The following is a 20041-nucleotide window of genomic DNA, read 5'->3' on the forward strand; positions in this document are numbered from 1 at the left end:
GGACAGGGGAACGGCGGGCCGTTGCCGGCGGATGGAGGGGGTACGATGCCCCTTCATGCGAGGCCTTCCGGGCTCGCGAAGGGCCAGTATCCCGGAATTCCAGCAGGTACATAAGTGCGGATTTTGATGGATTAGGCTGCATACGACAAAGGTCGGCGCCGCCTTGGGGGAACCGACCCCATCCCGGGAGCAGGAGGATCGATCTCGAATTGCAATTCGCTAAATTTTCGCCATACTTGGATCCCCCTTGGAGGTCCCGGTGCTGGCGATGTGGGTTCCCGAACTGCCGTTCCAGCTGGCCTGCGGGCGGGATGGGAGCCTGCGGGACCGGCCCCTGGCCTTCCTGAATCCCGAAAGCCCCCGTTCGCCCACCCTCTGGTTCGTGAACCGCCGGGGCCGGGCGGAGGGGCTGGCCCCGGGCATGCCCATGGACCAGGCCCTGCGGGCCGCCAGCGGCCTGCGGGTGCTGGATCCGGCCCCTCAGGTGTGGTGGGAGGCCCAGGGCAGCCTCAGCGACTTCCTGCAGCACTGGACGCCCCAGGGCCAGATGGGTCGCCTGGGCGAAGCCCTGGTGGAACTCCAGGGCACCCAGCGGATCTTCGGCCCCCTGGCGGATACCGCCGCGCGCATGTGCCGCGAACTGACCGACCGGCACGGCTGGGCCAGCCACGGAGGGCTCTCCCTCAGCGCCACCGCCGCCCAGATCGCCGCCCATGCCGAGCACCACCTGGAGCGGGTGGTGGAGGGGGCCGAGGCCTCCTTCCTGGCGCCCCAGCCCCTCCGCCGCCTGCCGGACCTGGCGCCCCGCATCCGGGACCGCTTCCACCGCCTGGGCCTGCGCCAGTTCGCCGACCTCCAGCCCGTGCCCCTGGCGGTGCTGGCAGAGCTGACGAACGCCACGGTGGCGCCAGACCTGCAGGCCCGCGTCCGCGGCGAGGACCGGCCCCGGCTGCCCCTGCTCACGGAGCGCCCCGGCCACGCCCGCCACGGCTGGCGCCTCCAGCCCCCCCGCCTGCCCGAGGAGGTGGCCCTGGCCGCCCGCTGCCTGGACTGGCTCTGGTCCGATGCCCGCCACCCGCGCCGCCTGACCCTGCGCTGGTGGGATGTGGATGGCGAGCCCCACGCCTGGCATGCCGCCCCCGAGGACCTGACGACACCGCCCCTGGTGCTGGCCCGCCGCCTCCAGCAGGCCTTCCTGGCCCTGGCCACCCGCCGCCTCCTCGTGCGCGAGGTGGAGCTGCGCCTGGCCTGGGGCCTGGGCCGTGAACGGGCCCTCTTCGAGGATTCCCGGAACGAGAAGCTCGAGCGCCTTGAGCCCGTCTTGGCCCGCCTCCGCCGCCGCTTCCCTGGCCGCGCCATCCTGCCGGGGTGGATGGGACAGGGCGCCTGAGGCCCCCATGTTCGCCCTCGGCATTTCCGATTTCTCTGTGGGTGAAGGCGTCTACCCCGCGAAGCAGCTGCTGTCGCTGGCGCGCCGGCTGGGCTACCGCGACCTGGTCTGCTGGGACCAGGGTGTGGCGGGCTATCCGAAGCTGCGGGCGGAACTGGCGTGGATCCACGAGGCCCGGAAGCTGGAGGGCCTGCCCCCGGATCCCCGGTGGACGGACTTCCGCATCCACCTGGGCAGCCGCTTCACCTGGCGGGGCCACAGCTACGGCGCGCTCCCCTTCCGTGATGCGGGTTACGCCGCCCTGAACCGCCTGCTCTCGGCCCAGGCCCACGACGCGGCGCCCGTCGCGGAGATTCCGGGACTGGGCACCCCTGAACCACCGCAGGGCTGCGTACTGCTGGCCGACGACCTCGCGGGCCTGGACGCGCTCCTGCGCGAGGGGTTCACCGGGGCCCTGCTGGCCCACCCCCGCCGGGCGCAGGAGGCACGGAAGGCCCTGGCCGCGGGCCTGGAGGTGGTGGCGCCTCAGGTGCTGCGCTTCCGCACGGAAGAGGGGCTGGAGATGCACCGGCTGAAGCGGGCCATCGACCTGCAGGCGACGCTCATCCGCACGGAGGCCCTGTGGGATCCCGCCGAGGCGGCCGTGCCCCGGGCCGACTGGGAGGCCCGCTTCCCCTTCGGTGAGCCCGCCGTGGAACGGGCCACCGCGGCCGTCCTGGAGCGCATCTCCGGCTGGAACATCCACTGGGGGAAGTGGGTGCTGGCCGATCCTCTGGGTCGCGCCGGCGCGGACCTGGATGCCCTCCTGCGCGAGAAGGTGCGGGCGGGCGTGGCGGCGCGGTTCAAGAACCCAGGCGGCGAGGTGCTGGCCCGCATGGAACGGGAGCTGGACCTCGTCTCCGAGCTGAAGTTCGCCCGCTACTTCCTGCTGGTGGAGGACATCGTGCGGGCCGCCCAGGGCGCGACGCCCCGCATCTGCGGCCGGGGCAGCGGCGCCGCCTCCCTGGTGAGCTACGCCCTGGGCCTCAGCAATGTGGATCCCGTGGCCACGAACCTGATGTTCGAGCGCTTCCTGACCAGGGAGCGCAAGGATCCGCCGGACATGGACATCGACTTCGCCTGGGACGAGCGGGAGGAGGTCATCCAGGCCGTGTTCGAGCGCTATGGCCGCCACCGCGTGGCCATGGTGGCCAACCACGCGTTCTTCAAGGCCAAGGGCGCCCTGCGGGCCGTGGCCCAGGCCCATGGGCGGCCCGACAGCGAGCTGAAGCAGCTGGCCCGCTATGTCCGCGGCTGGGAAGGGGGCCTGGTCCGCGCCTCGGAGAACCCCGCCTGGGACGCGATTCTCCGGCAGGCCGCGGCACTGCAGGGCCACTTCCACCAGTTCTCCGTGCATCCCGGCGGCACCGTCGTCACGCCCGGTCCCTTCTGGGAGCACGCCGCTTTCCAGCCCGCGCCGGCCAAGGACAAGGTGTCCACCACCACCTGGGACAAGGATGGCGTGGAGAACTACGGCCTGGTGAAGATCGACCTCCTGGGCAACCGCAGCCTCGCCGTCATCCGCGATGCCTACGAGGTGCTGGGCGACCGCGTACCCGCCGATCCCGGCACCCATTCCCGCGAGGATCCCGCCACCCAGGCCCTGCTGGCCCGGGGCGACAGCATCGGCGTGTTCTATGTCGAAAGCCCCGCCACGCGCCAGCTCCAGCAGCGGGTGCGTAAGGGAGACTTCGAGACGCTGGTGATCCACAGCAGCCTCATCCGTCCCGCCGCCTACCGCTGGGTGGACCGCTATGTGAAGCGCAGCCGCAAAGAGGAAGTGTGGGAGCCCAGTGATCCCGTGTTCAACGAGCTGCTGTCCGAGAGCTTCGGCGTGCTGGTCTATCAGGAGGATGTCATCAAGGTCTGCGTGGCGCTGGCGGGCTGGAGCCACCATGAGGCCGACCAGCTCCGCAAGCTCCTGGGCAGGCCCGACTGCGAGGAGAAGCTGCCCTACTACGAGGCCCGGTTCCGCGGCGGCTGTGCCGCGCGCGGCGTGCGGCCTTCAACGGCGGACGAGGCCTGGGACATGATCCGCACCTTCCAGGGCTACTCCTTCTGCAAGCCCCACTCCGCCAGCTACGCCCAGGTGAGCTTCGAGAGCGCCTGGATCAAGGCCCACCATCCGGCCGCGTTCTTCGCCTCCGTCGTCACCAACCAGGGCGGCTACTACCCGGCCATCGCCTACCTGGGCGATGCCCGGCGCCACCGGCTGGTGGTGCGGGGGCCCGATGCGAACCTGTCGGCCTGGCCCTTCACCGCCGAGGGCGAGCAGGCCCTGCGCGTGGGGCTCATGCAGGTGCACGGTGCCCTGAAGCCCGAAGTGCTGGAGCTGCTGGAGGAGCGCGGACGGCACGGCCCCTTCGAGACCCTGGATGACCTGCTGGCCCGCGTGAAGCTCTCCGTCACCACCGCCGAGGCCCTCTGTGCCGCCGGGGCCTTCGACCGCTGGGCGCCGGATGGTGACCGCACGCGCCTCATGTGGGCGCGACTCGGCGGCGTGCCTCCCGGCGTGCGTCCCTGCCCCACGGATCCCTTCGATCGCGCCGACCTGGAGCTTCAGACCATGGGCCTCTCGCTGGAGGTCCACCCCGCCGCCCTCTCCCGGGTGCGCAAGGGCGGCGGGCCCGACCGCGTGGCGGATGCCAGCCAGGGCAAGCCCGGCCGCTGCCTGCGCTTTTGGGCCCTGGTGGTGGCGGACAAGGAGGTGGGCACGGAGCGGGGCGACCGCATGCAGTTCGTCACCTTCGAGGACGACACCGGCCTCTGCGAAGCCGTGGCCTTCCCCGATGTCCTCAGGCGCCGCCAGCGGCCCTTCCGGGTGGGGGAGGTCGTGTCCGTCCGCGGGAAGACGACCCTGCAGGATGGGCTGGCGGTGTTCGAGGTGGGGTGATCGGAGAAGCGTGGTGCGCCCGTGATCCCAGGCGCTACGGGGTCTCCTTCAGGATCGTATAGGTCGATGTGGCTCCCGTCGCCAGCGAGTCCCGCCCAAAGACGGTCACCCGGCCCGTGTCATCAAAGACGAGGGCCGGGTTCCGCTCGTAGCCGATGAAACGGGGCGTCAAGGCGAGGGGCATCCAGGTGCCCTTGGAGAAGAGGTAGAGAAGGCGGTCGGTGGACGCGTTTGCGAGCAGGGCGATCCGGGACCGGTCGGCGGAGAGGGCGATGTCCCCGTCGTAGCGGAGGCCGAAGACGGAAGCGGCCCCCAGCCGATACGGCGATTGCCAGGTGCCGGCGACCTTTTCGATGCACATCAGGTCCACATCCGGGAGGGGAGGGCCGCTGGGCGCGATCCGGTCGAATACGAGCAGGGCGCGGTCGGGGGCGGGGAACACCAGCTTGCTGAAGGCTCCGCTGCTGAGTTGGATCGTCGGAATGGGGGAGGCGGTCCAAGCGCCGCCGGAGGTTCGGAACAGCTCGGTGCCATTTCCGTCGGAGCCCCAGACGACGGCATGAGGGGCATTCGACGGATCCACGGCGAGCGTCACGCGGTTGTAGGACTGGGCCGGGAGGACATTCAAGGATTCCTCGACCCAGCCGGAGCTGTCCTTGTGAAGGTAGACAAGAGAGGCGGTCGACGGTCGCTGATCCTGGCTTTCATCGAGGAGGAGGTGGATCTGCCCGGATGAATCCAGCTCGAAGGCGTTGCCGCTGGATGCAGAGGCGGAGCCGGTGAACACCTTTCGGGTGAGGATGGGCTCGGACTGCCACTGGGTTCCGTCGTGCCACTCGTGGATCAGGTCGAACTCCACCCACACCCCGCCCACGGGCTTCAGCGAGACGAAGTGCGGGTGGTCCGAGGCATCGAATCGGACATAGGGATAGAGCCACAAGGCCCCCAGGGCTGGGTGCGCGTCCCAGGTGGACCCGTTGAAGATCCGCACCCCCGGGGAAGCCTTGTCGTCGAGGCTCAGGCAGGTCGTTCCATGGCCTGACCGGAACAGCCAGGTCGCGGTCGGAAGCGTCAGGACCTGGGTCGACACCACGGGCGCATTGGGGACCTGGTATTGAGCATGGGCGATCAAGGACCAGATGGAGGCCGTGGCGGACTTCGTTTCGAGGTAGTACTCGTAGGTGCCGGGCGTGCTTACGGCATCCACGAAGGTGGTGGCGCTTGGCGGCAGGTGCGCGATGTCCGTGACGAAGCTGGACGCGTAGCCATTCCCCGACCCGGGGGACCTCCACACCACGATCTCCGTGGCGAGGCTGCTGCGGTTCTTCCACCCGAGATGGATGCCGTCCGCCTGGGCGACGGCGGAAAAGGCGGTCACCGAGGAGACCGGGATGGGGGGTGCGGTGGCCAGGGCCGGAGCGCTTGAAACCGAGCCCTTGGCATAGGTGACCCGGTAGGAGCAGGTGGTGCCTTCCAGGAGATCCTGATCCATGAAGGAGAGTGCATCGGCGCCGAGCTGCGCGAGGGGCTGCCAGCCGCTGAAGCTGCCATCGGGGTTCAGCAGGGCCTTGTCCACCCGGACGGCATCTGCTGCCAGGGAGGCCTTCGCCCAACTGATGAACAGACCTCCCCGAAGCAGGGTCGTCGTCACCTGGGAGGCCGGGCGCAGCCCTCGGAAATAGGGAACGACATTGGTGTACTCGTACCTGATGCCACCGCGGACCGCGCACAGCCGGAATTGGAGATCCAGCAGCTCGGGGGTGCTCGGGTCGAAAGTCAGGATGATGCTCTCCCAATTCGCGGGGAGGATGTCGTTCGTCAACGACTGGAAAGGGCTGCCCGCCACGCTGGCCTCGAGCAGGAAGCCGTCATAGGTTGCGATGGGCCTGACCCAATCCAGCTGGATGATGTCGAAACTCGAGCCTTGCTTGAGGGTCAGGCTGGAGGCAAAGGTGATGGGCTGCTGCACCTTGGCGGGGACGGCGGATCCGCCAGACCCGCCGCCGCACCCCGGCAGGGCCAACAGGAGGAGAACGGCACCCACGGCCACCAGCCATTCCTTCAAATCCGCGAAACTCGAGAGCAAAGGCTTGCAGGGACGCATGGTGGAGACTCGGGAGGAGGAAGGTGGCAAGGGTGCGACCTGCCAGGCCATGAGATGGGCACGAGGCAGCCTGTTCAGGCCACGGTCTGAGCCGCTCCGCTTGGGGGAACCCAAGGGCGCAGGGGCGCGGTTCATGCATAGAGGCGAAGATCTGATTTTAGGGTCCCACGAGTGGCCCGGCAGAGCCAGGGACCCGCCCCTGGAATCGCACGGGTCGTCCCAGCGCGCTTCCCGATCCGGGTGGCTTCGGCGCAGGATGCTCTCCGGAGGTGTTCCATGCGCCGCATCGCCTTTGCCCTTCTGGGGGTCGCACCCGCGCTCATCGCCCAGGCGCCGCCCCTCACGCTTCCCCAGGCCAGCCCCCAGGCCCTGGTCCGCCAGACGGTCGGGCTGACGGAACTCGAGGTGTCGTACCATCGCCCCGCGGTGGCGGGCCGCAAGGTCTGGGGCGGGCTGGTGCCCTTCGGTCAGGTCTGGCGGGCCGGGGCCAACGAGAACACGGTCGTGGCCTTCTCCACGCCCGTCCGGGTGGGCGGCACGGTGCTGCCCGCAGGCCGCTACGGTCTCCACATGGTGCCCACGGCCACGACCTGGACGGTGATCTTCAGCAGTCAGTCCCACGGCTGGGGCAGCTACGGCTACACCCCCAAGGAGGACCTGGTCCGCATGACGGTGACCCCCGTGGCGGCCGAGCCCATGGAGCGCCTGGCCTTCACCTTCGACGACCCCACCGAGGCGGGCGTCACCCTGTCGCTGCGCTGGGAGAAGCTGCGGGTGCCCATCCCGCTGGCGGTGGACACGAAGCAGGCCGTGGTCCAGAGCCTGCGGGACCAGTTGCGGGGCCTCCACCAGTTCTTCCCCGAAAGCTGGAGCGCCGCCGCGGGCTGGTGCGTCCGCATCGAGGTGAACCTGGATGAGGCCATGACCTGGGCGGACCGCTCCCTGGCGTTGAAGGAGACCTTTGCGGGGGCGCGCGTCAAGGCGGCGCTGCTCGAGAAGAAGGGGGACGCCCGGGGCGCCGAGGCCCTGCGGGCGAAGGCCCTGGCGAAGGCCACGGAGCCGGAGGTCAACCAGCTGGGCTACGCGCTGCTGGGCCAGAACAAGGTGGATGAGGCCCTGGCCCTCTTCCAGCGGAATGTCCAGGATCACCCGGACTCCTGGAATGTCTACGACAGCCTGGCCGAGGCCTATGCCCTCAAGGGCGACAAGGCCCAGGCCATCGCCAACTACCGCCGGGCCCTCGACAAGGTGAAGCAGGAGGACCAGCGCCTTCGCATCCAGGGCGAACTCGACAAGCTCAAGTAGGCAGGCGGACGGCGTGGCACATCGGAAACGCCGGTTTGCTATGCTCCCGCCCATGCCCCGCGCCATCCTCGTGCTCCTGTTGCTGCTCGCCGCCCCGGCCTTCGCCCAGGACGCGGCTCCGGAACCCCTGGGCGTGGCGCTGGAGAACCATCCCTATCCCCATCCCGTGCGCTTCTTCCCGGTGACGGTGGAGGGGCAGGATCTGCGGATGGCCTACATGGATGTGGCACCGCTTGGCCCCGCCAACGGTCAGGCGGTGCTGCTGCTCCACGGAAAGAACTTCTTCGGGGCCTACTGGGAGGGCACGATCCAGGCCCTGTCGGCGGCGGGGTACCGGGTGGTGGTGCCGGATCAGATCGGCTTCGGCCGGTCGCCCAAGCCCGACCTCCACTACAGCTTCGAGCTGCTGGCGCAGACCACGAAGGCCCTGCTGGACAGCCTGGGCGTGGCGAAGGTGGTGGTGGTGGGCCACTCCATGGGCGGCATGCTGGCGGTGCGCTATGCGCTGCTCTATCCGGCGGCCACGGCGCGGCTGGTGCTGGAGAACCCCATCGGCCTGGAGGACTACCGCGTGAAGGTGCCCTTCACCAGCGTCGATGCCACCTACAAATCCATGCTCGCGCCCACGCGGGAGGGGTTGGATCGCTTCTACCGCTCGTACTTCGCCACCTGGAGGCCCGAGTTCGGGGTCTGGGCCGACCTGGCTTGGCGGGCGACGCTCAGCGGCGAGTGGCCTCGGGCGGCCAAAGCTTCCGCCCTGACCTACGACATGATCTACACCCAGCCCGTGGTGCAGGACCTGCCGCGCCTGGCCGTGCCCACGCTGCTGGTCATCGGGCAGGCGGATCGCACGACGCTGGGGCGCGGGGCGCTGAAGCCCGAGGTGCTGGCGACGCTGGGCCGCTATCCCGAGCTGGGGCGCCATGCGCAGGCCGCCATCCCCGGCGCGAAGCTCGTGGAGCTCGCGGGCGTGGGCCACATCCCCCATCTGGAGGCGCCGGAGCGCTTCCACGCGGCGCTACTGGCGTTCCTGAAGTAGGCGGGCGGGATCTCGGAGGCGGAACCATGAAGATGGGGCGGGGAGCCGGGAAGATCCTCATGGCCCTGCTGGTGCTGACGGCGGCCTGCAGCCGCGCGCCACACCCCCTGCCGGAGCGGACCCCACCGGAGCGGCCCCGGGGCACGGCCGCCCGGGCCCTCCCGCGCCTGGGCTACACGCTGCAGGCGGGGGCCTTCGCCAAGGTGGAAAACGCCGCGCGCTTCGCGGAGTCCCTGCAGGCCCAGGGACTGGAGGCCACCTACTACGCTTCGGGCGAAGGCCTCTACCGGGTGCGCTTCGGCGATTTCGCCACCCGGGAGAAGGCGCGGGCCAGGGGCGAGGCCCTGAAGCGTGCGGGCGTGATCGAGGCTTTCTGGGTGGTGGCGCCGGACGGTTCGGCTCCGGGGGCTTCGGGCCGCCCGCAGATCCACCCGGCGGACGAGCGGGGCCTGCGGGCCAGCCTGGTGGAGACCGCCCGGGGCTACCTGGGCGTGCCCTACCTGTTCGGGGGCACCACGGAGCGGGGGTTCGACTGCTCGGGCCTCACGGGGGCGGTCTACCGGCTGAACGGACTGCGGCTGCCGCGCTCGTCCCAGGCCCAGTTCGAGGCGGGCAGTCCGGTGGATCTGGAGCAGGCCCGGGCGGGGGACCTCCTCTTCTTCGCCCCAGGGGGCGGGCGGGTGAGCCATGTGGGGCTGTATGTGGGGCAGGGGGCTTTCATCCATGCCCCTTCGGCGGGGCGGGGGATCTGTCAGGATCAGCTTTCGGACCGCTACTACCAGAAGGCCTTCGTGGGGGCCCGGACCTACCTCTAGAACGGGCTCTAGAACCGGGGTTTGAGCATCAATTGCGACTGGCTGTCGATTTTTTGAAAATTGGATGCAGAACCGGCCTATACTGTGGATTGCCCGTCAGTCGTGCGGGCAGAACAAGCGTTGCAGCCTCGCCTGGAAGGAACAATGCATCTACATCCAGGACAAAGAACATAGGTAGGCAACATGGCTCAGGGAACCGTTAAGTGGTTCAACGCCGAAAAGGGTTTCGGATTCATCACCCCCGATGACGGTGGTGCGGATCTGTTCGTTCATCACTCCGCGATCGAGACCACGGGCTTCCGCACCCTGGACGAGAATCAGCGCGTCAGCTTCCAGGTTGGTCAGGGCCAGAAGGGCCCCCAGGCGACCAACGTCAACAAGCTGTAATTCATACTGTTCAACATCGGACCGGCCTCCTTCGGGAGGCCGGTTTGTTTATGCCCTCCAGGACTTTCCTTTTGGCATCCCTTTGGCGGTAGTCCTCCTGTCCCGGCCGCTGGCTGGGCGAGAGGTGCCTAATGGACTCGGGATACTATGTCGCCGCCGGCAGCTTGAAGGCCCGGGCCTTCCAGCTGGATGTGGTGGCGAACAACCTGGCGAACGCCGCGACGGTGGGCTATAAGCCCGACCAGCCGTTCTTCGCCGTCTTCAACAAGGCCGCAGGGAGCGGGCGGAAGCTGCCCCTGAGCGGCAGCGTGAACGATGGGGTGGTGTTCGGAGAGACTGGCGTGGTCACCACGCAGGGTGCCCTCCGGGCCACCGGCCGTTCCCTGGATGTGGCCATCGAAGGCAATGGCTTCCTGATGGTGCGCACGCCCGGCGGCGATCGGGCGACCCGGGATGGCCGCCTCCAGATGGGCCAGGATGGGCAGATCCAGGCCATGGATGGCAGCCCATTACTGGGCAAAAACGGCCAACCCATCACCGTCGACCCCAAGAACGGCACGGTCTCCATCACGGCGGACGGCACCGTCTCCCAGAAGGAGCAGGTGCTGGGCCAGCTGGATGTGAAGGCCTATGAGAAGCCCGGTGCCCTGAAGCGCACCGGCGCCCTCCGCTTTGATCCCGCGGGGGCGGCGGAGGCCCCCGTGACGGGCACGGTCACCCAGGGCCACCTGGAGCAGAGCGCCGTGGACACGGCCTCCACCATGGTCGAGATGATCCGCCTGAACCGGCTCTTCGAGCTGAGCATGAAAGTGGCCTCGACCCTCACGAACGATCTCGATTCGCGCTCGATCAACGATGTCGCGATCACCCGCTAGTCCTCAGTCTTCAATCTTCAACGATTTCAGTGAATTGACCGGGAGGTTCTCATGATGCGTGCGATGTGGTCGGCGGCGGCGGGCATGAATGTCCAGCAGTACAACATGGACACCATCTCCAATAACCTGGCGAATGTGAACACCACGGGCTTCAAGAAGGCCCGGGCCGAGTTCCAGGATCTGCTCTACCAGACCGTGAACCTGGCGGGCACGAACTCCAGCACCAGCAGCACGATCCCGGCCGGCATCCAGCTGGGCCACGGCGCGAAGCTGCAGAGCCTCATGCGGCAGTTCAGCACCGGCAACCTGCGCCAGACGGCCAACCGCTTCGACATGGCCATCGAGGGCGACGGCTTCTTCCGGGTCACCCAGCCGGACGGCACCCTGGCCTACACCCGGGATGGCGGCTTCACCACGGACCAGAACGGCGCCCTGGTGAATTCGGCGGGCTACCTGCTGGATCCCCAGATCACCATCCCCCAGGACGCCCTGAGCGTGACCATCGCCGGGGACGGCACCGTGAGCGTCACCCAGCCCGGGCAGACCCAACCCCAGCAGGTGGGCCAGATCACCCTGTCGCATTTCGTCAACCCCACGGGTCTGAACCAGTTGGGCCGGAACCTGCTGCAGCCCACCCTGGCCAGCGGCGAGGCCATCGACGGCACGCCCGGCTCGGATGGCCTGGGCACCATCAACCAGGGTTTCCTGGAAGTCTCCAATGTGGATGTGGCCGAGGAGATGGTGAACATGATCATCGGCCAGCGGGCCTACGAGGCGAACTCGAAGACCATCCGCACCGTGGACGACATGCTCAGCCTGCTGAACAACCTCAAGCGGTAGCCCCATGCGCGCCGCGGCCCTGCTCCTCCTCGCGCCGGCCCTGGTGGCCCAGGCGCCGGTCTCCCCGGCCGAACACCTGGCCGATGCGGCCGTGGCGTTCGCCCAGGCCGAGGCGGCCAAGCTGGGCGGAGCGCATACCTTCAAGATCGCCCAGCCCCCCCGGGTGCCGGTGGTGCGGGCCGGGGCCCTCACCTTCGAGCCTTCCCACCTGAGCAAGCGCGAGCCCCTGGGCCGGTTCTTCGTGGTGGTGGCCCTCAAGGTGGATGGCGAAAAAGTCGGCATGGCCCGGGTGGATCTGGACGGCAGCTGGGTGGGCACGGTGCTGCGCGCCAAGGGCGACCTGGCCCGCAAGACCGAACTCTCCGCGGACCAGGTGGAGTCCAGCCCCTTCGAGGGCGTGCCGCCGGAGGGGGCCCTGACGGCGATTCCCGAAGGCCAGCGCCTCATGCGCTCGGTGATCTCCGGGAAGATCCTCACCCGGGCCGACCTGGAGCCCGTGCCCCTCGTCCAGTCCGGCGACAAGGTGCGCCTGACGGCCACCCACGATTCGCTCAGCATCACCCTGGACACCACCGCCCGCAGCCGGGGCGGCCTGGGGGACCGGGTGCGCCTGGAGGCCCCCGGAGCCCGGCGGCAGGTCACCGCCGTCATCACCGGACCGGGCGAGGCCAAGCTCCAGTAGGCTCCAGTCAGGGCGGGGTTCCGCACTTATTCCCTTGGCCGGAAAGGGCCCGGGCCGTATTCTGATCCCTTGCGCAAGGAGGAGCCCATGGCTCACGAGGGTCACGAACACGGACCGGACTGCAACCACGATCACGATGATTCCTTCGAGATCGAAGTCGTTGAACTCGAAGATGAGAATGGCGAGAAGGAAGAGTTCGCGATTCTCGAAGAGCTCGAGTTCGAGGGCCGGAACTTCGCCATCCTCGCGCCCCTGGCCGAGCTGCAGGCCCAGGAAGAGGGCACCGCGGATCCCGAGGAGGGCCTGAGCCTGGAGATCTTCGAGGTCAAGGACGACATGTTCACGCCCCTCGAGGACGAAGAGCTGGCCGAGCGCCTCATGAAGCACCTCGATGAGCAGGAAGCCAAGCTCAAGGCCGAGGAAGAGAAGGACTGACCGGATACAGAACGCCGGCATGGCAGGGCCCCCGTCCGGGGGCCCTGCCATGTCTCGACTTCTGTCTGAACGGGATGCGCCGCCGGTCTAGAGCGTGCCCTGGAAGAGCGAGAAGACGGCCCCCTGCGGATCCGCGATGACAGCGAAGCGGCCCACCTTGGGGATGTCGCGCGGGGGCACCCGGATGGTGGCGCCGAGGGCCTGGGCCCGGGCGGTGCGCTCATCCACATCCTTGACCATGAAGTAGATCATCCAATGGGAGGGGATCTCCTTCCAGGCCGGTCCCCAGTGCTCGGTGATCTCCATCATGCCGCCGAAGTGGGTTCCCTCCAGCACCCACTCGAAGTAGGGCATGGCGGGGTCGCTGGGCGGTTTGGCGGTCCAGCCGAAGATCTGCGGGTAGAAGGCCTGGGCGGCCTGGGCATCCTTGGTGGCGAGTTCGGTCCAGCAGAAGGCGCCGGGCTCCATGTACGCCGAGGCGCCCTTGTGGTTCCGGGGCTGCCAGATCGCGAAGACCGCGCCGGCCGGATCCTGGAGCACGGCCATCCGTCCCTCCTCCATCACATCGAAGGGCCCCGCGAGGATCTGGGCGCCGAGTTCCCTGGCCTTCGCGGCCGTGGCGTCGGCGCTGGCGACGGACACATAGGAGAGCCAGTTCGGGGGGACGCCGTGCTTGAGCTGCTCCTCGCCCTGGGCGCAGAGGCCCGCGGCCTGCCGCTCCCCCAGGGAGAAGATGGCGTAGTTCCCCATGGAGCTGGGAACCTCGCGGGCGCGCCAGCCGAGCAGGTCCCCGTAGAAGGCCTGGGCGGCCTTCAGATCGCGGGTGGCCAACTCGGGCCAGCAGAAGGTTCCAATCGCGGGAAGAGTGGCCTGGGCCATGATCACCTCCGGAAGTGGGGCCCCAGCATGAAGCGGTTCGCCGAGGGGGGCAATACGCAAAAAGGATGAAGGCCGAACGCGATTCACAGGGGCTCATGTTCAGAGCCGCTCCTTCGCCACCAGGCCTCCGGGTTTCAATCCGCGCCCGCCCCTGGCGTAAGCTGAACCGATGCTGAACGACCCGATCCTCTTCACCGGCCGGATCCTCTTCCTGACGGAAGACCCCGCCGCGATGGCGCGTCAGCTGGGCGGCGAGGACCTGGATCCTGCCGAAGCCGGTCCCCTGCGGGATCAGATCAGCACCGACGAGATCACGCCGGCCTTCATCTGCTACCACTTCGACGAGAAGCTGGGTGACTTCCCCTACCTGGGCCTGAAGTGCGGCGAGGTCTTCCCGGTGAAGGAAGGCTCCGTGCGCGGGGGCGGTTTCACCGTCAGCGTGGCGGGCAAGCGCCGGGGCAAGGGGAGCAGCCGGGAGGCCAGCCCCTACGCCGAGCTGTGCGCGGGCCTCCGCCTCGTGGTCGCGGAGAGCTTCGAGCGCATCTACCGCCAGAACGCCCAGAACCTGGGTCTGCTCACCAGCACCGACTTCGGCCTCATCCCGCGGATCCGCCGGGGCGAAGCCATCCCGCTCGCCGAATTCACCGAGGGGCTTGATCCCGTCACGGCGGAGATCGTGCGTCGCGGCGGGCTCTTCGCATACAACGCCGCCCGTCTGGCCGGCGAGGTGGTGCCGCCCCTGCCATCGCATGGTCCGCGCCCCATGACCTACGCGGAGAAGCTGCTGGCCCGCCACGCGGTGGTGGACGCGGCGGCCGGGCAGGTGGGGCTTCAGGTGGTGAAGCCCGGCGATGGACTCTTCGTGAAGACCGATTGGCGCTTCAGCCACGAGTATGTGACGCCCATGGCCGCCCGTTTTCTGGAGAAGGCCCTGGGGCCCGGGGTCGTCCTCCGGGATCCGGCCCGCATCCTGGCCTTCCGGGACCACCTCACCTTCCTGCACCACAGCATGAAGGCAGAGCACCGGGCCCTGGGTCTGCTGAGGGTGGCCGAAGGCCTGAAGCCCGCGCAGGAGGCCTTCTGCGCGAAGCACGGCATCCGTCTGCACGGCGAGCTGCCCGACGGTTCCGGCAGCGAGGGCATCTGCCACTCGATCATGACCGAGCGCTACGCCTGTCCTGGTCAGGTGGTGGTGGGCACGGACTCGCACACGCCCCACGCCGGGGCCCTGGGCTGCCTCGCGTTCGGCATCGGCACCACGGATATCGCCTGCGCCTGGGTGACGGGGGATGTCCGCGTCACGGTGCCGCCCACGCTCCGCGTACGGCTGGAGGGCCGCCTCCGGCCCGGTGTCTCCGCCAAGGATCTGGTGCTGCACCTCCTGGCCCAGCCCCTCATCCGCGAGGGCGGCGCCATCGGCCATGTGGTGGAGTACCAGGGTCCGGCCCTGGCGGACCTCGACACCGACGAGCGGGCCACCCTCACCAACATGGCCGCGGAGATCGGCGGATTCACGGGACTCATCGCCCCGGATGGGGAGACGGTGCGCTTCGTGCGGGAGCGCCGCGGCGTGGACCTGGTGCTGGAACCCTGGATGGGCGGGGATGAGGGGGCCGACTACGCCCAGACCCTCACCGTGGACTGCGGGGCCCTGGGGCCCATGCTGGCCCGGCCCGGCGACCCGGGGAATGGGGTGGCCCTGGCGGACCTGGGCGAACTGGTGCCCATCGACATCGCCTACTTGGGCAGCTGCACCGGCGGCAAGCGCGAAGACCTGCGCCGGGCTTACGAGGTGGTGAAGGCGGCTGCCGCCGAGGGGCGGCGGGTGGCCGATGGCGTGCAGTTCTTCGTCCAGTGCGGCAGCGAGGATGTGCGCCGTCATGCGGCCGAGCAGGGTTGGCTGGCGGCTTTCGAGGCCGTGGGGGCCGTGGTGCTGGGCAGCTCCTGCGGGGCCTGCATCAACGCGGGCCCTGGCATCTCCACCCGCCCGGACCAGGTGACCATCAGCGCCATCAACCGCAACTTCCCGGGCCGCAGCGGGCCGGGCCGGATGTGGCTGGCCAGCCCGGCCACCGTCGCCGCCAGCGCGCTGGCAGGGCGCATCACGGGGCCCTGAGAAAGACCGGCTCGAAATCGCCGGGGAGCCCGGTAAGGTGGCTGGGTGGACCCGGGGCCGATGCCGGCGCGCCGGGCCACCCGCCGGAGATCCCCACTGATGTCATCCGTCCGCCTCTGCTCTCTGCTCCTGTCCTCGAGTTGGCTGTGGGCGGAAGTCCCGATTCCAAGCCAGGGCGCCCCGATCCCCACGAATCCGGCCCCCAAGGCCCCGGAATCAGCCATGGCGACTCCGGCGATGGGTTCTTCTTCGGATCCGGATCGCTTCTCCAACCTGCCCCGGCTGCTGCTGGACGATGCGGGGCATGTCGTCAGCGCCCCCGCGCGCTGGGATCGCTCGGACTGGGTCGCGGTCGGGGCGGGGACCGCGGCGGTGGTGGGCGTGGGCCTGCTGCTGGATCGCTCGACGGACCGGTTCATGACGAACCACGCCAACGCCTCCTGGGATCGCGCCGCCAAGAATGTCCAGAAGTTCGGGGGCACGCCCAGCGTGCTGATCGCCGGGGGCACCTACCTCGCGGGAGTGGCCTTCAAGGATCCTGAAGTGCGGGCCACGGGCATCGACACCATGGTGACGATGGGGCTCGCCCAGCTCCTGCTCACGATTCCGCTGAAGACCGTGGCCGGCCGATCGAGGCCCAACGAAGGCAAGGGCACCCACGACTTCCACCCCCTGAACGGCGGGGCGTCCTTCCCTTCGGGTCACACCACCCAGGCGTTTGCCCTGGCCTCGGTCATCTCCGAGCACGCGGACCGTCCCTGGGTGTCCGGCCTTTCCTATGGGCTGGCGGGGCTGGTGGGCCTGTCGCGCGTGGAGCAGCGACAGCACTTCCTGTCCGATGTGGTGGCGGGGGGGCTGATCGGCACCTTCGTCGGCAAGGCGGTGGTGGCCCACAACCAGGCCCTGCGGGCCGATGCGCGCCGGAAGGTGTCCATGTCCTTCTCGCCGATCTTCCAGCCGGGCGGCTACGGGGTCAGCGTGGCCATGGTGTTCTGACGGCCATCGACCAGACGAAGGCCAGGAAGGTTCCCACCGCGGTCAGGCTGAAGACGAGGACGGCGCCGGCGGCGCAGTCCTTCGAGATCTTGATGGCGGGGTGGATCTCCGGGTGCAGGTGGTCGAGGGCGTGCTCCAGCGCCGTGTTGAAGAGCTCGGCGGCGAGCACCAGCCCGCAGTTGAGCAGCAGCAGGGCCCACCAGATCGCCGGCGGACGCAGGGCGATCAGCAACACCACCGCCGCCAGCGCCATCAGGCTCTGGAAGCGGAAGCTGGCTTCCAGCTGCCAGGCGGTGCGGATCCCCTGGAGGCTGTACGAGAATCGCTTGGGAAACGGCTGGTTCTTCATGCGGTCCTTGGAGGAAACGGTCCATTGTGACAGCGCCGTTTCCCGAGCCTAGCGCTTCACTTTCAAAGTGTGTGAATCTGGGAAATCCGCGGGCCCACCCGTTTCCCCGAGAGTTCTTCGATGCCCGATCCCGTCGCCGCCGCGCGCTACCATGCCCTCCTGCTGGCGGGCCTCGCGCGCGCGGGCGCACCGGCGCCTGAGCCGGGCGCCAGGATCCTGGTGGTGGACACGGCCCGCCAGCGCCTCGGGCTTCTGGAGGGCGGTCGGCTGTCGTTTGAAGCAGTCATCTCCACCGCGAAAAACGGCCTGGGCTGCGAGGAGAACTCCTATCGCACGCCCACGGGCTGGCACCGCATCCACGCGCGCGTCGGGGCGGGGGCCGAATCCGGGGCCGTCTTCCGCAGCCGCGTGGCCACGGGTGAGGTGTGGCGGGGGGAACCGCGCGACGAGGACCTGATCCTGACGCGGGTGCTCACCCTGGATGGCCTGGAGGAGGGATGGAACCGGGGCCCGGGGCGGGATTCGCTGGCGCGGTTCATCTACCTGCACGGCACCAACCAGGAATCCCAGCTGGGCTCGCCCGTCTCCCACGGCTGCGTGCGGCTGGCCAATGCCGAGGTGGCCGATCTCTTCGAGCGCGTGGCGGAAGGGGATCTGGTGCTCATCAGCGGGGACTCCCCCGGCGATGATCTAGCCGGCGACCTGGGCGGTGGCCTGGGCCTGGGCCGCCTGCATTTCGCGGGCGTGGCCGGCAGCGGCATGAGCGCCCTGGCCCAGTTCGTGGCCCTCAAGGGCGGGCGGGCCAGCGGCAGTGATCGCAGCTTCGATCGGCACCAGAGGCCCGAGGCGCGGGCCCAGCTGGAAGCCCTGGGCGTGGCGATCCATCCCCAGGATGGCTCGGGCCTGGAAGGCGATTGCGCCGCGCTGGTGGTGTCCACGGCGGTGGAGGAGGAGGTTCCGGATCTGGTGGCGGCCCGGCGCCTGGGCGTACCCGTGATCCACCGCTCCGAGTTGCTAGCGCACCTCGTGGCGCGGTACCGCACCGTGGCGGTGACCGGCACGAGCGGGAAATCCACCACCGTGGCCATGATCTTCGAGATCCTGCGGGGCGCGGGCCGGGATCCTTCCGTCGTCACGGGGGGCGAGCTGGTGGCGCTGCAGCGCGAGGGCCGCTGGGGCAATGCCTGGGCGGGAGCCTCCGACCTGCTGGTCATCGAGGCCGATGAAAGCGATGGCTCCGTGGTGCGCTACCACGCGGCCGTAGGCGTGATCCTGAACCTGCAGCGGGACCACAAGGAGATGGGGGCCGTGGCGGAGATGTTCCACGCCTTCCGGGCCCAGGTGCGGGAGACGGCCGTGGTGGGCGAGTCGGAGAACCTGCGCGGGTTCGCCGGGGGAGGGACGGTCTTCGGCTTCGGGTCCGGGGCCGGGTTCCGCGGGGAGGCCCTGCGGCTGGCGCCGGAAGGCTCCTGCTTCAGCGTGCAGGGCGTGCCGTTCCGCCTGCCGGTGCCGGGCCGCCACAATGCCGAAAACGCCCTGGCCGCCCTCGCGGCGTGCCACGCCCTGGGCGTGCCGCTGGCCGCCATGGTGGAACCGCTGGCCCGGTTCCAGGGCGTGGCCCGGCGCTTCCAGGTGCTGGGCACGCGGCGCGGAGTCACCGTGGTGGATGACTTCGGCCACAACCCGGCCAAGGTGGCCGCCTCGATCCGCGCCGCGCACCTGCGGGTGGGGGCCGCCGGCGGTCGCGTGCTGGCGGTCTTCCAGCCCCACGGCTACGGCCCGCTCAAGTTCCTCCGCGCCGATTTCGTGGAGTCCTTCGCCGCGGAACTGGCGCCCGGCGACCGGCTCTGGTTCCTGGAGGTCTTCTACGCGGGAGGCACCGCCGCCCGGGACATCAGCTCCGCCGAGGTCGTGGCGGACCTCGCGGCCCGCGGCGTGGCCGCCGAACATGCGCCGACGCGGGAATGGCTGGTGGATCGGCTGGTGGCCGAGGCGGGACCCGGCGACCTCATCCTGGTGATGGGTGCGCGGGACCCTTCGCTGACGGACCTGGCCTTCACCCTCCTCCAGGGGCTCTCAGAACGCGAACTCGAAGATGAATTTGAGGGTCCACCGCTCTGACGCGGCGGTGAGCCCGCGACCGAGGCCGACATTGAACACGAGGGGGGCGTGGTCCACATCGAGCGTCAGGAACAGGCGCTGGCTCTGCTCCCGCGAGAGGTCCACCTGATTCAGCAGGCCGTGGTCGAGGTAGAGCTCCAGCCCCGGGGCGGCAGTCTTCCACCGGGTGTAGGTGGCCTTCCAGGCCGTGGCGAAATCCGGGGTGCCGCGCCCCTGGCCGTCGGAGAGCGGCCAGGTGAAGACCGGGTTCACGGCTAGGAGCCAGTCCTGGCCCTGGACGCCCGCGAGGCCGCGCAGTTCGGTCTCCCAGCGCAGGTCGGAGAAGCTGCGGTTCGTGCGGGCAACCTCGAGGTTGAGGCCGAGGAAGGGCCCCGTGGCCTCCTCGCCCGCGCCCCGGATGGGCAGCCATTTCAGGCGGAACTTGGGCCCCGAGAACCGGTAGTGGTGGTCGGTGTCGAGGGCCGTCGGCAGGTAGAGGCCGATGTCGAGAGAGGGCAGGAGCCCGTACGAGATCTCGGGGGTGAGGTTCCAGGATCCATTGAAGGGCAGCCCGGGCGGCGCCTCCTTGGGCCCCTGCAGGATCCGGTTGAGGTGCAGTTCCAGCCCCACTTTCCCGGGTTTCTGGATGTCGTTGGTGTAGACCTGGATCTCGTCCGCGAATCCCTGGGCGCTCAAAGCGCCCCCGGGCAGCAGGAGAAGGCACAGCGCCAGGGGGCGGGACCACGCTCGGAACATACGACCTCTCGGATGATCGCTAGAAAGTAGTCGAGACAGGT

17 protein-coding genes are annotated in these 20041 nt (G+C 69.3%); 13 read left to right on the plus strand and 4 right to left on the minus strand.

Annotation, left to right across the window (positions count from 1 at the left end; all coding sequences use genetic code 11):
• Window positions 1-268: 268 nt before the first annotated feature.
• Together QUD34_RS05375 and QUD34_RS05380 are read left to right on the plus strand one after the other, a co-directional pair.
• A complete protein-coding gene (locus QUD34_RS05375; RefSeq protein ID WP_286355985.1) occupies window positions 269-1390 on the plus strand; it encodes a Y-family DNA polymerase in 1122 nt (373 codons plus the stop codon).
• 7 nt (window positions 1391-1397) lie between these two features.
• A complete protein-coding gene (locus tag QUD34_RS05380) occupies window positions 1398-4322 on the plus strand; it encodes a helix-hairpin-helix domain-containing protein (RefSeq protein WP_286355572.1) in 2925 nt (974 codons plus the stop codon).
• A gap of 34 nt (window positions 4323-4356) precedes the next feature.
• Here QUD34_RS05380 and QUD34_RS05385 read toward each other — a convergent pair whose 3' ends face one another.
• Window positions 4357-6426, minus strand: coding sequence for a fibronectin type III domain-containing protein (locus QUD34_RS05385; RefSeq protein ID WP_286355573.1), 2070 nt, complete (start codon window positions 6424-6426; stop codon window positions 4357-4359).
• Window positions 6427-6702: 276 nt separating this feature from the next.
• Here QUD34_RS05385 and QUD34_RS05390 point away from each other — a divergent pair, with 276 nt between their 5' ends.
• The 8 genes from QUD34_RS05390 to QUD34_RS05425 all read left to right on the plus strand — a co-directional run bounded on the left by QUD34_RS05390 (window position 6703) and on the right by QUD34_RS05425 (window position 12804).
• Window positions 6703-7731 carry a DUF2911 domain-containing protein gene (locus QUD34_RS05390; protein ID WP_286355574.1) on the plus strand — a complete coding sequence of 343 codons (1029 nt, stop codon included), beginning with the start codon at window positions 6703-6705 and terminating at the stop codon, window positions 7729-7731.
• A gap of 40 nt (window positions 7732-7771) precedes the next feature.
• Window positions 7772-8770: an alpha/beta fold hydrolase gene (locus QUD34_RS05395; protein WP_286355575.1), complete on the plus strand. Its 999-nt coding sequence runs from the start codon at window positions 7772-7774 to the stop codon at window positions 8768-8770.
• Window positions 8771-8796: 26 nt separating this feature from the next.
• A complete protein-coding gene (locus QUD34_RS05400) occupies window positions 8797-9585 on the plus strand; it encodes a C40 family peptidase (RefSeq protein ID WP_286355576.1) in 789 nt (262 codons plus the stop codon).
• Window positions 9586-9768: 183 nt separating this feature from the next.
• Window positions 9769-9972, plus strand: coding sequence for a cold-shock protein (locus tag QUD34_RS05405; protein ID WP_286355577.1), 204 nt, complete (start codon window positions 9769-9771; stop codon window positions 9970-9972).
• Window positions 9973-10103: 131 nt separating this feature from the next.
• Entirely contained in the window at window positions 10104-10847 is a 744-nt protein-coding gene (locus QUD34_RS05410; RefSeq protein ID WP_286355578.1) for a flagellar hook-basal body protein, read from the plus strand.
• A gap of 51 nt (window positions 10848-10898) precedes the next feature.
• Window positions 10899-11687 carry a flagellar basal-body rod protein FlgG gene (gene flgG / locus QUD34_RS05415; protein WP_286355579.1) on the plus strand — a complete coding sequence of 263 codons (789 nt, stop codon included), beginning with the start codon at window positions 10899-10901 and terminating at the stop codon, window positions 11685-11687.
• A gap of 4 nt (window positions 11688-11691) precedes the next feature.
• Window positions 11692-12369, plus strand: coding sequence for a flagellar basal body P-ring formation chaperone FlgA (gene flgA / locus QUD34_RS05420; RefSeq protein ID WP_286355580.1), 678 nt, complete (start codon window positions 11692-11694; stop codon window positions 12367-12369).
• Window positions 12370-12456: 87 nt separating this feature from the next.
• Window positions 12457-12804: a DUF1292 domain-containing protein gene (locus QUD34_RS05425; RefSeq protein ID WP_257308213.1), complete on the plus strand. Its 348-nt coding sequence runs from the start codon at window positions 12457-12459 to the stop codon at window positions 12802-12804.
• Between the two features lie 87 nt (window positions 12805-12891).
• On the opposite strand, the gene QUD34_RS05430 is transcribed toward QUD34_RS05425, so the two are convergent.
• Window positions 12892-13683, minus strand: a complete 792-nt coding sequence (locus QUD34_RS05430) for a VOC family protein (protein ID WP_286355581.1) — start codon at window positions 13681-13683, stop codon at window positions 12892-12894.
• A 169-nt stretch (window positions 13684-13852) separates the two neighbouring features.
• Here QUD34_RS05430 and QUD34_RS05435 point away from each other — a divergent pair, with 169 nt between their 5' ends.
• Together QUD34_RS05435 and QUD34_RS05440 are read left to right on the plus strand one after the other, a co-directional pair.
• A complete protein-coding gene (locus QUD34_RS05435; RefSeq protein WP_286355582.1) occupies window positions 13853-15799 on the plus strand; it encodes an aconitase family protein in 1947 nt (648 codons plus the stop codon).
• A gap of 99 nt (window positions 15800-15898) precedes the next feature.
• Window positions 15899-16795 (plus strand): phosphatase PAP2 family protein, encoded by an 897-nt coding sequence (locus tag QUD34_RS05440; protein WP_286355583.1) that lies wholly within the window; start codon window positions 15899-15901, stop codon window positions 16793-16795.
• Here the strand turns inward: QUD34_RS05440 and QUD34_RS05445 are convergent.
• Window positions 16773-17144, minus strand: coding sequence for a diacylglycerol kinase (locus tag QUD34_RS05445; RefSeq protein WP_286355584.1), 372 nt, complete (start codon window positions 17142-17144; stop codon window positions 16773-16775). The two genes, QUD34_RS05440 and QUD34_RS05445, sit on opposite strands and share 23 nt — an antisense overlap.
• Before the next feature lie 120 nt (window positions 17145-17264).
• On the opposite strand from QUD34_RS05445, the gene QUD34_RS05450 reads away from it, so the two are divergent.
• Entirely contained in the window at window positions 17265-19265 is a 2001-nt protein-coding gene (locus tag QUD34_RS05450; RefSeq protein WP_286355585.1) for a glutamate ligase domain-containing protein, read from the plus strand.
• Here the strand turns inward: QUD34_RS05450 and QUD34_RS05455 are convergent.
• Window positions 19221-20000 carry a hypothetical protein gene (locus QUD34_RS05455; protein WP_286355586.1) on the minus strand — a complete coding sequence of 260 codons (780 nt, stop codon included), beginning with the start codon at window positions 19998-20000 and terminating at the stop codon, window positions 19221-19223. The two genes, QUD34_RS05450 and QUD34_RS05455, sit on opposite strands and share 45 nt — an antisense overlap.
• Window positions 20001-20041 lie beyond the last annotated feature (41 nt).

Origin of the sequence: Geothrix oryzae, from assembly GCF_030295385.1 — a bacterium.
Classification (GTDB): domain Bacteria; phylum Acidobacteriota; class Holophagae; order Holophagales; family Holophagaceae; genus Geothrix; species Geothrix oryzae.